13 protein-coding genes are annotated in these 14,354 nt (G+C 59.2%); 10 read left to right on the top strand and 3 right to left on the bottom strand.

Annotation, left to right across the window (positions count from 1 at the left end):
• Nucleotides 1-39 precede the first annotated feature (39 nt).
• The 3 genes from GOW60_RS08895 (at nucleotide 40) to GOW60_RS08885 (ending at nucleotide 3,564) form a co-directional block, all read left to right on the top strand.
• On the top strand, nucleotides 40-570 hold the full coding sequence (locus GOW60_RS08895) for a gamma-glutamylcyclotransferase (protein ID WP_171229014.1): 531 nt from the start codon (nucleotides 40-42) through the stop codon (nucleotides 568-570).
• 69 nt (nucleotides 571-639) lie between these two features.
• Entirely contained in the window at nucleotides 640-1,818 is a 1,179-nt protein-coding gene (locus GOW60_RS08890; protein WP_171229013.1) for a biopolymer transporter ExbB, read from the top strand.
• 3 nt (nucleotides 1,819-1,821) lie between these two features.
• Nucleotides 1,822-3,564, top strand: a complete 1,743-nt coding sequence (locus GOW60_RS08885) for a peptidoglycan -binding protein (RefSeq protein ID WP_171229012.1) — start codon at nucleotides 1,822-1,824, stop codon at nucleotides 3,562-3,564.
• A 49-nt stretch (nucleotides 3,565-3,613) separates the two neighbouring features.
• On the opposite strand, the gene GOW60_RS21115 is transcribed toward GOW60_RS08885, so the two are convergent.
• The 3 genes from GOW60_RS21115 to gloB form a co-directional block, all read right to left on the bottom strand.
• Complete coding sequence (locus GOW60_RS21115) at nucleotides 3,614-4,501, bottom strand: YHYH protein (RefSeq protein ID WP_171229011.1); 888 nt, start codon at nucleotides 4,499-4,501, stop codon at nucleotides 3,614-3,616.
• A 138-nt stretch (nucleotides 4,502-4,639) separates the two neighbouring features.
• On the bottom strand, nucleotides 4,640-6,964 hold the full coding sequence (gene clpA, locus GOW60_RS08875; RefSeq protein ID WP_170346036.1) for an ATP-dependent Clp protease ATP-binding subunit ClpA: 2,325 nt from the start codon (nucleotides 6,962-6,964) through the stop codon (nucleotides 4,640-4,642).
• A gap of 174 nt (nucleotides 6,965-7,138) precedes the next feature.
• Nucleotides 7,139-7,906, bottom strand: coding sequence for a hydroxyacylglutathione hydrolase (gloB, locus tag GOW60_RS08870; protein WP_171229010.1), 768 nt, complete (start codon nucleotides 7,904-7,906; stop codon nucleotides 7,139-7,141).
• A gap of 61 nt (nucleotides 7,907-7,967) precedes the next feature.
• Here gloB and GOW60_RS08865 point away from each other — a divergent pair, with 61 nt between their 5' ends.
• The 7 genes from GOW60_RS08865 (at nucleotide 7,968) to GOW60_RS08835 (ending at nucleotide 14,327) form a co-directional block, all read left to right on the top strand.
• Nucleotides 7,968-8,702: a class I SAM-dependent methyltransferase gene (locus GOW60_RS08865; RefSeq protein WP_171229009.1), complete on the top strand. Its 735-nt coding sequence runs from the start codon at nucleotides 7,968-7,970 to the stop codon at nucleotides 8,700-8,702.
• Between the two features lie 300 nt (nucleotides 8,703-9,002).
• A complete protein-coding gene (locus GOW60_RS08860; protein ID WP_171118817.1) occupies nucleotides 9,003-9,563 on the top strand; it encodes a F0F1 ATP synthase subunit delta in 561 nt (186 codons plus the stop codon).
• Entirely contained in the window at nucleotides 9,564-11,102 is a 1,539-nt protein-coding gene (atpA, locus tag GOW60_RS08855) for a F0F1 ATP synthase subunit alpha (RefSeq protein ID WP_152459013.1), read from the top strand. It abuts the gene before it with no gap.
• Between the two features lie 15 nt (nucleotides 11,103-11,117).
• The gene (locus GOW60_RS08850) at nucleotides 11,118-11,996 is read left to right on the top strand and encodes a F0F1 ATP synthase subunit gamma (protein ID WP_171118815.1); all 879 of its coding nucleotides are present in this window, start codon (nucleotides 11,118-11,120) and stop codon (nucleotides 11,994-11,996) included.
• Nucleotides 11,997-12,014: 18 nt separating this feature from the next.
• Complete coding sequence (gene atpD, locus GOW60_RS08845) at nucleotides 12,015-13,439, top strand: F0F1 ATP synthase subunit beta (RefSeq protein ID WP_152459011.1); 1,425 nt, start codon at nucleotides 12,015-12,017, stop codon at nucleotides 13,437-13,439.
• Nucleotides 13,440-13,451: 12 nt separating this feature from the next.
• Entirely contained in the window at nucleotides 13,452-13,862 is a 411-nt protein-coding gene (locus tag GOW60_RS08840; RefSeq protein ID WP_171168948.1) for a F0F1 ATP synthase subunit epsilon, read from the top strand.
• A 114-nt stretch (nucleotides 13,863-13,976) separates the two neighbouring features.
• The gene (locus tag GOW60_RS08835) at nucleotides 13,977-14,327 is read left to right on the top strand and encodes an H-type lectin domain-containing protein (RefSeq protein WP_152459009.1); all 351 of its coding nucleotides are present in this window, start codon (nucleotides 13,977-13,979) and stop codon (nucleotides 14,325-14,327) included.
• Nucleotides 14,328-14,354: the final 27 nt, after the last annotated feature.

The raw sequence follows: 14,354 nt of genomic DNA, 5'->3' as shown, positions 1-14,354 counted from the left end.
ATTGATGTTTATAGGCCGAAACAGGCAAGGACCAGTGCAATGACGATGTGGGTATTCGGATATGGATCGCTGCTGTGGAATCCGGGCTTTCCGGTGGCACGCAGCGAACGCGCGACACTTCATGGTTATTCCCGGTCCTTCTGCATGAGCTCGATCCACCATCGTGGGACCGAAGAAAAACCCGGCCTGGTGCTGGCACTGGACGAACAGGCGAACGCCAGTTGCACCGGTTTGGCCCTTGCGGTCGAGGCGGGTCACGAAGACCGTACGCTGCACGAGCTGCGCGAGCGCGAGCTGATTTCCTCGGCCTATGTTGAACGTATGCTGGATGTGCACCTGGAAAATGGCGAAATCGTCAATGCCGTTACCTATGTGATCGATGCCGACCACGTCCAGTATTGCGGCGGGATGCCGTTGGAGGAACAGGCCCGGATCATCGCCCATGCGGTTGGCGGGCGCGGTCCGAATGACGAATATCTTTACAACACCGTTGAACATCTGGCCGAGATCGGGCTGCGTGACCATGATCTTGAGTGGTTGGCGCAACGGGTGCGCGACATCACCGCATAAACTCTTGGCGTCACGCGCGGAATCCCGCTAGATTCGACACAAAGCAGGCAAATACCGGGAACCACGCGCATGGCGCAGGCACATCAGGGCGCGAGACCCCATTTCTCGCATCCCATTCGACAAATTCTGTTGATGTTGATGGCGATCGGCTTGTCCGGGCTGGGCGTGTTTCTGGCACTGCCTTACGTATTGCCGGTTTTCTATGCCAATCCGTATCTGAATGGTTTCATTCTGATCGTATTTCTTATCGGCGTCCTCGCTTGTTTTTATCAGGTTACGCAACTGATCGGGTCCGTGCGCTGGATCGAGGCCTTTGTCGGGGGCGTCGTTCGCGAAGATGCGCGCACACCGCAATTGCTGGCGCCTTTGGCTTCGTTGCTGCGCGAACGAGGCGCGCGCTCACAGATCAGTTCCACCTCAACCCGGTCCATTCTGGACTCCGTGGCCGAGCGTGTCGAAGAAGAACGGGAAATCACGCGCTATATAACCAATGTTCTTATCTATTTGGGTCTGCTGGGTACATTCTTTGGCCTGGCGACAACCGTTCCAGCCATTGTCGACACCATCCGCAGCCTGAACCCGCAGGAAGGCGAAGAGGGGCTGGCCGTCTTCAATCGCCTGATGACAGGGCTCGAGGCGCAGTTGCAGGGGATGGGTGTTGCGTTCGGGTCCTCTCTGCTGGGTTTGGCGGGATCGCTGATTGTTGGTCTGCTCGAAGTGTTTGCCGGGCACGGGCAGAACCGCTTTTATCGCGAGCTCGAAGAATGGCTGTCCTCGATCACCCGCGTCGGATTTGCCGGTGGTGAAGAAGGCGGGGCAGAGATCGCCGTACTGACACCTGTGCTGGATGCCATGTCCGAACAGATGGATGCGTTGCAGGATCTGTTTGCCGCTCAGGAAAGCGAGCGGGCTGAGGTTTCGGCCAAGCTGGGGCAACTGGTCGATGTGATTGCCGAGATGAACAATCGCCAGGCCAATACCGAAAGCGTCACTTCGGCTCTGGAGCGTGTCGCGCTGGGGCAGGATGCGTTGCTTGACCACATGCGCGAACACGGTGCAGGCGATGGCATCGATTCCGAAAGCCGGATGCGCCTGCGCTCGATGGACGTGCAGTTGCTGCGCATTCTCGAAGAGATTTCGGCGGGTCGTCAGGAAAGCTTGAACGAATTCCGCAAGGATATCGAACTGCTGGTCAAGGCCCTGACCCTGCCGCGGGGCGCGGTGCGCACCACGCCGGAAGGAGAGTAACCCATGGCGCTGTCCCGCCGCACCGGTCAACGCTTCCAGGGCTCGGTCTGGCCCGGATTCGTGGACGCGATGACCGGGCTGCTGATGGTGCTGACATTCGTTCTGACCATTTTCATGGTGATTCAGTTTGTTCTGCGCGAGACCATTTCGGGGCAGGAAGACGAACTGACGACACTGGCAGACGAAGTTGCTGCGCTTGCGGGCGCACTGGGTTTGGAAGAGCGTGAAAACAGCCGCTTGCAGGCAAGGTTGGGTGCGTTGAACACGACGCTGTCGCAGGCCGAAGACGATCTGGCGCAAGCGCAGTCGCTGATCGCCTCTCTGACCACCGAACGCGACCGTCAGGCCGCCGCGCTGGATCAGGCGCAGACCCGTATCACGAATTTCGAAGCACAGGTTGCGGCGCTGCTTGCCGAGCAGGAACAGGCTTTGGGCGACATCGCAGCGCTTGAGACTGAGCGCGAGCAATTGCTGACGGAACAAGAGGCGCTGAACCTTGCCCTTGCACAAAGTCGCGAGGAAATCGATGCACAGACGGAAGCTGCCCGATTGGCAGCCGCTCGCCGCGAGGCACTGGAAGCATTGGTTGCGGATCTGGAGCAAAGTGGCAAGGAACGCGCGGCGGAAATTGCCGCCCTTGAACAGCAACTGAGCGATGAAGAGGCCGCCCGCCTGGTCGAAGCCGCTGCCGCCGAGGCATTGCGAAACCGCCTTCAGGATGCGGACGCCGAGCTGACGGCCATGACGCTGGCGCTGGAGGCACAACGCAAAGAGGCCGAAGACACGCTGACCCTTCTGGCCGCTGCGCAAGCCGCGCGGGCCGAGCTTGAGCGACAATTCGGTGACGTGAACCCTGATGAATTGCGCGCCCAGCTTGAAGCTGCCCTGGAGGCGCAAACGCAAGCGCAGGTGGATGCTGATGAGCAACGCACCCTGGCCGAACAAAGGCAGGCTTTGCTGGCTCTGGCCGAATCGACATTGTCGGAAGAGAAAGAAATCTCAGCCGAGGCCCAGCGTGAGGCGGCACTTCTCAACCAGCAGATTGCCGCCCTGCGCGGGCAGTTGGGGTCATTGCAGGCCCTGTTGGATGATTTCGAAGAGCGCAACGAGGCCGCCGAAATCCAAATCCAGACTTTGGGTCAGGACCTGAATGCCGCGCTGGCCCGTGCCGCTTCGGAAGAACGCCGCCGCCGCCTGCTGGAAGAAGCCGAACGCCTGCGTCTCGAAGCCGAGGCCGAAGCACTGGCCGGTCAGAATGAGGAACTGGCAGCGCAGGCGGAAGATCTGCAACGCTATCGTTCGGAATTTTTCGGACGTCTTCGGGATGTCCTTGGCGATCAGGAAGGCGTGCGGATTGAAGGCGACCGCTTTGTCTTTTCGTCCGAGGTTTTGTTCCCGACAGGATCAGCCGTGCTGTCCGCGGAAGGGCAGCAGGAGGTTGCGAAAGTTGCCAACATCCTGCGCAGTGTCGCCGCTGAAATTCCGCCCGGTCTGAACTGGGTGATCCGGGTTGACGGCCATACCGACAACGTTCCGCTGGCCGGTTCGGGCCGATACCGGGACAACTGGGAACTCAGCCAGGGCCGCGCGTTGTCTGTTGTGCGCTATATGGTCGACGCGCTGGGCATCCCGCCCAATCGTCTGGCGGCAAACGGGTTTGGTGAATTCCAGCCGGTCAATCCGGCTGACACGCCCGAGGCGCGGGCACAGAACCGCCGGATCGAACTGAAACTCACGGAAAGATAGCAAACTCTTGCCTCTTGCTTGGATAATCCGCGTGACGGGTTCAAACCGATTACCGTCTGCCAAAGCGAAAGCTTTGATCCGGAGTGCCAATGAAGCACCGGGGCACCACCGGGTAATCTTCGGTCAGAAAACACGCATAGGTTCCTGAAGGGTATTCTTCTGAAACGGTGAAGGCGCCGTTGCATTGGTCCAAGTTGCCGTGACCCTGAACAAAAACATAGTCTTCGTTGAAGGTGCCGTCATGCCGCCCGCCCGGCGCAGCGCCACCCGGCCGGTTGCCGGGTTTCAGACGATAGGACGACGTCATTTCGGTCACTTTGCCCCCTACGACGCCAGTGACGGCATATATCGGGAAACCATCTGCGGCATAGCCGATCAAGGGTGAATGCTCGGACGGTGACCATCCCAGCAGCTTGACCAACCCTGTCGGTACACCGTGATAGTGATATTTTCCATTCGGCTGTACATGGGCATAATTGGCGTCCAATCCCAAGGAAACAGCGCCACCCAAGGCATTGTAGGACCACCCGGACCTGGGGTCGCCATGCCAGAACTCGGCCGCCAGCGGGTCGAACACAACCCCGTTGAGTGACACGCCAAAGTTCCAACCCATTTGCAGCGGCGTGATTTCACCTTTGGCCGTTGGATTTGCAGGCAATTTCAACCTGACCTTCTGCTGTTCGATCTGGTGCGGATTGCCTTGGTTTGGAAACCGGCCAACCAGATGATCAGGAATGCCATTGCCCGCCACTTTGATTTTTCCGCCTTTTTCTTTCACCGAGGCGCTGCTTTTCCCGGGGTTTTCGGTTGCGGGCACCAACCTCAGCGGTTCTGCGGTCGTTTCGTCGTGATAGCGAAACCGGTGCTGTGCAGTTGCCACCGCGGCAACGGCGGATAGGGCAAAGGCGGCGCCCCAGAGGATTGAAATTTTGCTCACGTGCCGATCCCTGTCTTGCGTTCATCATTGCAGATGACACGCAGCAGACGTCTTTTTCCGTCGCATTTTATGCTGCCAGCACTGAAAAAGCCCGGCGAGGGGGATCGCCGGGCTTTGAAGGAATTGTCTGATTTCCGGTCAGTCTGCCGTCAACAGAGGTGGTTTGTCTCCTGAAATGCGCCGTTGGTCCGGGCCAAGGATTTCAAGATCCAGTTCGCCCTTCTTGACCGAGACACGAACCACACCGCCCTTGGCCAGCTTGCCGAACAACAGTTCTTCGGCCAGGGGTTTCTTGATGTGCTCCTGAATGACACGACCCAGCGGGCGTGCACCCATCTTGTCGTCATATCCCTTGTCGGCCAGCCATTCGGCAGCTTTCGGGGTCAGGTCGATACTCACGCCACGATCCAGCAGTTGTGCCTCAAGCTGTAGGACGAATTTCTCGACCACCTGCAAAATGACCTCTTTCGGCAGCGGTGCGAAGGAGATCACGGCATCCAGACGGTTGCGGAATTCCGGTGTGAACATACGCTCGATCGCGGCCGTGTCTTCGCCTTCGCGCCGATCGCGACCGAAGCCGATGGCGGCCTTGGCCTGTTCCTGCGCGCCCGCGTTCGAGGTCATGATCAGCACCACGTTGCGGAAATTCACCGTGCGCCCGTTGTGATCGGTCAGCTCGCCATGGTCCATCACCTGCAACAGGATGTTGAACACGTCCGGGTGGGCCTTTTCGATCTCATCCAGCAGCAACACGCAATGCGGATGCTGGTCAACACCGTCGGTCAGCAGACCACCCTGATCAAACCCGACATAGCCCGGAGGGGCACCGATCAGGCGGGAAACCGCATGTTTCTCCATGTATTCCGACATGTCGAAACGCAGAAGTTCAACCCCCAGGGTATCCGCCAGCTGTTTCGCCACCTCGGTTTTGCCAACCCCCGTCGGACCGGCAAACAGATAGTTGCCGATGGGTTTTTCAGGTTCGCGCAGCCCGGCACGAGCCAGTTTGATCGCACTGGACAGCGCCTCGATGGCCAGATCCTGACCAAACACCACCCGTTTCAGCGATGCTTCCAGGTCTTTCAGCACCAACGCATCATCCTTGGTGACGTTCTTGGGTGGAATACGCGCGATCTTGGCGACAACCGCCTCGATCTCTTTGACGCCAATGGTCTTGCGCCGCTTGCTTTCCGCGACCAGATGCTGCGCCGCGCCGGCCTCGTCGATCACATCGATGGCCTTGTCGGGCAGCTTGCGATCGTTGATGTAGCGCGCCGACAGCTCAACCGCCGTCTTGATCGCATCGGCGGTATATTTGATGTCATGATGCTCTTCGAAATAAGGCTTCAGCCCGCGCAAAATCTTTACGCTGTCCTCCACCGAAGGCTCGTTCACGTCGATCTTCTGGAACCGGCGGCTCAGCGCACGGTCCTTTTCGAAGTGCTGACGGAACTCTTTGTAGGTGGTCGAGCCCATGGTGCGCAGTTTGCCGCCCTGAAGCGCAGGCTTCAGCAGGTTCGACGCATCCATCGCCCCGCCCGAGGTCGCCCCGGCACCGATCACGGTATGAATCTCGTCGATGAACAACACCGCGTCGGGGTGATCCTCCAGTTCGGTCACAACCGCTTTCAGACGTTCTTCGAAATCACCGCGATAGCGGGTTCCGGCCAGCAGCGCGCCCATGTCCAACGAATAGATCGTGGTATTGGCCAGCACATCGGGGGCCTCGCCACCGACGATCTTGTGCGCAAGGCCTTCTGCGATGGCGGTCTTGCCCACACCCGGATCCCCCACCAGCAGCGGGTTGTTCTTGCGGCGGCGGCACAGCACCTGGATGCAGCGTTCCACCTCATCCGAGCGTCCGATCAGCGGATCGACATCACCAGCTCGAGCCTTGGCGTTCAGATCCACGCAGTATTTTCCCAGCGCGCTTTCTTTCTGTTCGGCTTCGCCGGATGTGGTCTGGGCGTCTTCTTCCACCTGATCCGCACCGGATACCGAGCGGCTTTCGCCATAGGCAGGATCCTTGGCGACGCCATGCGCGATGAAATTGACCGCGTCGTAACGGGTCATGTCCTGCTCTTGCAGGAAATAGGCGGCATTGCTTTCGCGTTCGGCGAAAATGGCGACCAGTACGTTGGCGCCGGTCACTTCGGTCCGGCCCGAGCTTTGAACGTGGATCGCCGCGCGTTGGATGACGCGCTGGAACGCCGCGGTGGGTACGGCTTCGGATCCGTCGATATCCGTGACCAGATTCGAAAGATCCTCGTCGATGAACTCCACCAAAGTGCTGCGCAACTCGTCCAGATCGACACTGCACGCTTTCATGACGCGCACGGCATCGGGTTCTTCCAGAAGGGCCAGCAGCAAATGCTCCAGCGTTGCGAATTCATGGCGCCGTTCATTCGCAGCCGCCAGGGCCGCGTGGATGGCTTGTTCCAATGTGCTCGAGAATGAAGGCACGCGGGTGCTCCTCTGTCTTGGGTCAGAAGGGGGCGGTTTCTTGGCCGGAACCCCATCCCAACCATGTCCTCATACTATTAGAGTTTGGTTGATCGTGGCCCGGCTTCAAGGGTTTTCTTTCACTTGACAGTCACATTTGTTGTGACCGTGGCCCTGAAGAGGAGCAAATAGGCATCAGAACCGGTCTTTTCTAGCCCGAATTTCGGCAAAAACGGCCTCGGGGTCAGCGCCCACCATACCTAATTTCGCCTGAATCGCCGGATCGGCGGCCCTCAGGAACGGATTTGTGGCCTTTTCAAGGGCCAGAGTCGAAGGAACAGTGGCTTTTCCGGCCGCTCGCGCGCGGTCAATATCCGCAATGCGATCTTTCAAGGCTTGGTTTTCGGGATCGACTGTAATCGCGAATTTGGCGTTGGATTGTGTATATTCGTGCCCTGAACAGACCAAAGTGTCGTCCGGCAGGGCGGCCAGCTTGTTCAAAGAGACCCACATTTGCGCGGGTGTGCCCTCGAACAGGCGCCCACAACCCAGCGCCATCAGGCTGTCGGCGGTGAACACGGCAGAACTCTGCGGCATGTAAAATGCAATATGGCCATCCGTATGCCCGGAAACGTCCAGAACCTGAACCGGTTCGCCGCCGATCTCGAAACCGTCCCCCTCGGTAACTTGCTGATCCAGCGGCGGCAGGCGATTTGCGTCAGCGGCGGCCCCGATAACCTTTGCCGGCTGTTTGGCCAAAATTCCCGCCAGCCCGTCCACGTGATCCCAGTGATGATGGGTCAACAGCACATGTGACAGTGTCCACCCCCGGTCATCCAGCGCCTTCAGGACCGGTGCGGCCTCGGGCGCGTCGATCAGCGCGGTCTGGCCAGTGACGGCGTCATGCGCCAGAAAGGCGTAATTGTCGCTCAGGCACGGGATTGTAACGATTTCAAGAGGCATGGCCTTTTGCCCTTTCATTGCTAGACTACGCCCAGCTAAGCCGATTGACCGGATGTCCGCAATGCATCTTGATGTACAGGATCTGAGGAACTTCTATTACCGCAGCACATTGGGGCGTGCGGCGCAGGCGGCCATTCGCGGGCGTCTGATCGAGCTTTGGCCCGAAGCAAAAGGCCAGACAGTGGCGGGATTCGGTTTCGCGGTGCCTTTGCTGCGCCCTTACCTGTCGGATGCGCGCCGGGTCATCGGGTTGATGCCGGGACCGCAGGGCGTGATGCCCTGGCCGGCAGGCATGCCCAACGTTTCGGTCCTGACCGAAGAAACCCTCTGGCCGATCGAGACCGGCCACGTGGACAAGCTTGTGGTGATGCATGGGCTGGAAACGTCGGAACGGCCAAACCAGTTGCTTGACGAATGCTGGCGCGTGCTGGGCCCCGGTGGCCGGGCCGTCTTCATAGTACCCAACCGGGCGGGTCTGTGGTCACGGTCGGACAAGACCCCGTTCGGGTTCGGGCGCCCGTACTCGGCAACTCAGCTGGAGAACCAGCTCAAGGCGCATCACTTCCTGCCCGAGGTGCATTGCTCGGCCTTGTATATGCCTCCGTCGTTCCGGCGATTCTGGTTGAAATCCGGCAACCTGATCGAAAAGGCCGGCCAGCGGATTCCGACGGTCATGGCCGGTGGGGTGCTGATGGTCGAAGTCAGCAAACATATCCGCCCGCCAAGCGGCAGCGTGACCAAGGACGCGGTCAAAAAACCGATCAAGGCGCTGGACGGCTTGCTGAAGCCCGCCTGAGACCCCGGGCAATTCCACGCGAAAAATTGAGGAAAAAAAGTCACAGGAATCGCAAAAACCTGCATATTCGTAACATTTTTCAACTGGGCCAATGTGTTCAAACCGTCGCACTTGCCGTAAGTTAATGAAAAATAACAATTTGTGGATAAATCTGTTACCGCTATAGCGTATTGCTTGGTTGGTTCGGCTCTGCTACATCCCCGGTGATTTTGATCCCCGACCGTCTGGCCGGGGTTTCTTCACGCCCCCGGGGTAGCTGCCGCACGCGAATTCGGGGCCCAAAATATCGGAAGGGTGGACGTGTCCGAACCAGCTTCGATTTCCACTGGCATCGCCGAGCGCTATGCCACCGCGATCTTCGAGATCGCAAAAGAGAACAACGACCTTGCAGGTCTGGAATCCGGCATCAATGATCTGGCAGCCGCGCTGGACGACAGTGCAGAGCTGCGCGACCTGATCGCATCGCCGCTGGTTTCCCGCGCTGAACAGGAAGGCGCGATCACTGCGATCGCAGACAAGATGGGTCTGAACCCCATCCTGCGCAACACGCTGGGTCTGATGGCGCAGAAGCGCCGCCTGTTCGTCGTGCCGCAACTGCTGAAGGTTCTGCGCGACATGCTGGCCGAAGAGCGCGGCGAAGTGACCGCCGAGGTTGCCTCAGCCAAGGCACTGACTAAGACCCAGATGGAAAAACTGTCCAAGACACTGTCCGAGCGTGTGGGCAAGACGGTGACAATCAATGCGACCGTGGATGAAAGCCTCATCGGCGGTCTTGTCGTTAAAGTGGGCTCGAAAATGATCGACAGTTCGATCCGTTCGAAGCTGAACTCCCTACAGAATGCAATGAAAGAGGTCGGATAAATGGGAATCCAAGCTGCAGAGATTTCTGCAATCCTGAAGGACCAGATCAAGAATTTTGGTCAGGAAGCCGAAGTGGCCGAGATCGGTCGCGTGCTGAGCGTCGGTGACGGGATTGCCCGTGTATACGGTCTGGACAATGTGCAAGCCGGTGAGATGGTCGAATTCCCCGGCGGCATCATGGGCATGGCGCTGAACCTGGAAAGCGACAACGTCGGTGTCGTTATCTTCGGTTCCGACCGTGACATCAAAGAAGGTGACACCGTCAAGCGCACCAACTCGATCGTGGACGTTCCGATCGGTGACGAGCTGCTGGGCCGCGTTGTGGACGGTTTGGGCAACCCGCTGGACGGCAAAGGCCCGATCAACGCAACCAAGCGTGGCGTTGCAGACGTAAAAGCGCCCGGCATCATCCCGCGTAAATCGGTTCACGAGCCGATGGCAACCGGCCTGAAATCGGTTGACGCGATGATCCCGATCGGCCGTGGCCAGCGTGAGCTGATCATTGGTGACCGTCAGACCGGCAAAACCGCCGTTGCTCTGGACGCAATCCTGAACCAGAAAACCTACAACGACGCAGCAGGCGACGACGAGTCGAAGAAACTGTACTGCGTTTACGTAGCGATCGGTCAAAAGCGTTCGACCGTTGCGCAGCTGGTGAAGAAACTGGAAGAATCCGGTGCGATTGAATATTCGATCGTTGTTGCTGCGACCGCTTCGGACCCGGCTCCGATGCAGTTCCTGGCACCCTACGCCGCAACTGCGATGGCTGAATACTTCCGCGACAACGGCCGCCACGCGCTGATCATCTATGATGACCTGTCGAAACAGGCTGTGTCCTATCGTCAAATGTCGCTGCTGCTGCGCCGTCCGCCCGGACGTGAAGCCTATCCTGGCGACGTTTTCTACCTCCACTCCCGTCTGCTGGAACGTTCGGCGAAGCTGAACGAAGACTTCGGCGCGGGTTCGCTGACCGCTCTGCCGGTTATCGAAACTCAGGGTGGTGACGTTTCGGCGTTTATTCCGACCAACGTGATCTCGATCACCGATGGCCAGATCTTCCTGGAAACCGAACTTTTCTACCAGGGCATCCGTCCTGCCGTGAACACCGGTCTGTCGGTTTCGCGTGTGGGCTCGTCAGCTCAGACCAACTCGATGAAGTCGGTTGCCGGTCCGGTTAAGCTGGAGCTGGCTCAGTACCGCGAAATGGCGGCCTTTGCGCAGTTCGGTTCCGACCTCGACGCCGCAACCCAGCAGCTGCTGAACCGTGGTGCGCGTCTGACCGAGCTGATGAAACAGCCGCAGTACTCGCCGCTGACCAACGCTGAAATCGTCTGCGTCATCTTCGCCGGTACCAATGGTTACCTCGACAAGATCGACGTGTCCGATGTTGGCCGTTACGAAGCTGGCCTGCTGGCGCACCTGCGTGGCAAGCACGCGGATCTGCTTCAGTGGATCACGGACGAAGATCCCAAGATCAAGGGTGACGCTTCCGACAAGATCAAGGCTGCGCTGGACGAATACGCCGCAACCTTCGCTTAAGGGAGAGGCGGGCATATGCCAAATCTTAAGGACCTTAAAAACAGGATCGAGTCGGTCAAATCGACCCGCAAGATCACCAAGGCCATGCAGATGGTCGCGGCTGCAAAACTGCGCCGCGCCCAGGAATCTGCCGAAGCCTCGCGTCCATATGCCGAACGGTTTAACGCCGTGATGGCAGGGCTGGCGGCTTCGGTCGGGGGCAGCGACAGCGCCCCCAAGCTGCTCCGTGGTACGGGCAGCGATGATGTCCATCTGCTGGTTGTCATGACAGCTGAACGCGGCCTTTGTGGCGGCTTCAACTCGAACATCGCCAAGCTGGCCCGCCAAAAGGCGGAAGAGCTGCGCCTGAAAGGCAAGACGGTCAAGGTTCTGACTGTCGGCAAGAAGGGCCGCGACGCGCTGAAGCGTGATTTTGGCGATCTGTTCGTTGGACATATCGACCTAAGCGAGGTCAAGCGTCTTGGCTATGCCAACGCGCAGGACATCGCGAAAGACATCCTGTCTCGTTTCGATGGGGGAGAGTTCGACGTTGCTACGATCTTCTACTCGAAGTTCGTCAACGTCGTGACCCAGATCCCGACGGCACAGCAAATCATCCCTGCCTCGTTCGAGGACGAAGCGGCGGGTGACGACAGCGGTGCCATCTTCGACTACGAGCCCAGCGAAGAAGCCATTCTGGCCGATCTGCTGCCCAAGGGGGTTGCGACCGCGATCTTCTCGGCTCTGCTCGAAAACGGGGCGTCTGAACAGGGTGCACGGATGTCCGCAATGGACAACGCGACACGCAACGCGGGTGAGATGATCGACAAGCTGACGATCCAGTTCAACCGCTCGCGTCAGGCCGTGATCACCAACGAGCTGATTGAAATTATTTCCGGCGCCGAAGCGCTGTAAGAAAACCGGAGACGAAACATGGCGAATGCAAAAGGCAAAGTCACACAGATCATCGGGGCCGTCGTCGACGTGCACTTCGAAGATCAGCTGCCTGAAATTCTGAACGCGCTGGAAACCACCAACAACGGCAAGCGCCTAGTGTTGGAAGTTGCTCAGCACCTGGGTGAAAACACTGTCCGCACCATCGCGATGGACGCGACCGAAGGTCTGGTCCGCGGTGAGGCCGTGACCGACACCGGCGCACCGATCTCGGTTCCGGTCGGCAACGCCACCCTGGGCCGCATCCTGAACGTGGTTGGCGAACCGATCGACGAAAAGGGCCCGGTCGAAGCCACCGAAACCCGCGCCATCCACCAGCCCGCGCCCGAGTTCGACGAACAGTCGACCGAGTCGGAAATCCTGGTGACCGGCATCAAGGTCGTTGACCTGCTGGCCCCTTACGCCAAAGGCGGCAAGATCGGCCTGTTCGGCGGTGCCGGCGTTGGTAAAACCGTTCTGATCATGGAACTGATCAACAACATCGCAAAAGTGCACTCGGGCTTCTCGGTGTTCGCGGGTGTTGGTGAACGGACCCGTGAAGGCAACGACCTGTACCACGAGATGATCGAATCGAACGTCATCAAACCCGACAACCTGTCGGAAAGCCAAGTGGCCCTGGTTTATGGTCAGATGAACGAGCCTCCGGGTGCGCGTGCACGTGTCGCTCTGACCGGTCTGACCCTGGCGGAACAGTTCCGCGACCAGTCCGGTACCGACGTTCTGTTCTTCGTCGACAACATCTTCCGCTTCACGCAGGCGGGTTCCGAGGTGTCGGCTCTGCTGGGTCGTATTCCTTCGGCGGTGGGCTACCAGCCGACGCTGGCCACCGACATGGGCGCCTTGCAGGAACGCATCACCTCGACCAAGTCGGGATCGATCACCTCGGTTCAGGCGATCTACGTGCCTGCGGACGACCTTACCGACCCCGCGCCGGCAACCTCGTTCGCTCACTTGGACGCGACCACCGTTCTTAACCGTGCGATCTCGGAAAAGGGTATCTACCCTGCGGTTGACCCGCTCGACTCGACCTCGCGTCTGCTCGACCCGGCCATCGTTGGTGAAGAGCACTACAAGGTTGCGACCGACGTTCAGCAGATCCTCCAGCGCTACAAGTCGCTGCAGGACATCATCGCCATCCTCGGCATGGACGAACTGTCGGAAGAGGACAAACTGACCGTGGCACGTGCCCGTAAGATCGAGCGCTTCCTGTCGCAGCCGTTCGACGTGGCCGAAGTCTTTACCGGTTCGCCGGGCGTTCAGGTTCCTCTGGATGTGACCATCGCGTCGTTCAAGGCCGTTGTGGCCGGCGAATACGATCACCTGCCCGAAGCGGCCTTCCTGATGGTTGGCGGCATCGACGAAGTGATCGCCAAAGCGGAGAAGATGGCCGCAGAAGCCGCCTAAGGAGTATCCCTGATGGCAAACACGATGCAATTCGACCTCGTCAGCCCCGAGCGGAGCCTTGCTTCGCTTCAGGCGAGCGCGGTCCAGATTCCCGGCGCGGACGGGGACATGACGGCAATGCCCGATCATGCCCCCACCATCACCACGCTGCGCCCCGGTCTGCTCAAGGTCGAGGCACCCGAAGGGTCCAGCGAATACCTGGTCACCGGCGGGTTTGCCCAGATCAACGGCGACAGCCTGTCGGTTCTGGCCGAAAAGGCCATCCCGGTGGCGGAAGTAACCCGCGCGCATCTGGATGAGCTGATCGCCGAGGCGCGCGCCTCGCACGAGGTGGCGAAGGAAAACGGCGAACAGACCATTGTCGACGATGCAGCCAAGCTGCTGGCCGACATGGAAGCGCTTGGAACGCATATGAGCCTGTAACGGGCCCACTGGTGAAAAATTTGAGCGGCCTCGCAATTGCGGGGCCGTTTTTTTGTCGTGCTTTTGCCGAAATGCCGGGGTAAGTTGCGGGAATTCAAGAATAATGATGATAAGATGAAAAAGTTTCTAACCCATCCCATTGGAATTGAGCAGGGTGAAGATGTCCTGTTCTCGGAGTTTGCTGAAGGCGGCGATATGTGGACCGGGCAGGGGCCGCGTGAACGCCGCACACACATTCGATTCAAAGAAGCATTTCGGACCCCGCCCGTGGTGCAGATCGGGATCTCGCTGTGGGATGTCGACACGTCCTCGGCGCTGCGCGCAGAGGTTCAGGCCGAACATATCACCGCCGAGGGTTTTGACGCAGTATTCCGGACCTGGTCCGACACTCGGATTGCCCGCATCCGGGCAAGCTGGACCGCGATAGGAGAGGTGGCACACCCGGACGATTGGAATATTTCCTGATCCGGGTTCGCCATGTTTTCAGGCGTT

The organism is Ruegeria sp. HKCCA4008, assembly GCF_013033125.1.
Classification (GTDB): domain Bacteria; phylum Pseudomonadota; class Alphaproteobacteria; order Rhodobacterales; family Rhodobacteraceae; genus Ruegeria.
The sequence above is the reverse complement of the archived record's forward strand: the minus strand, read 5'-3'. Positions and strand labels throughout refer to the sequence as shown.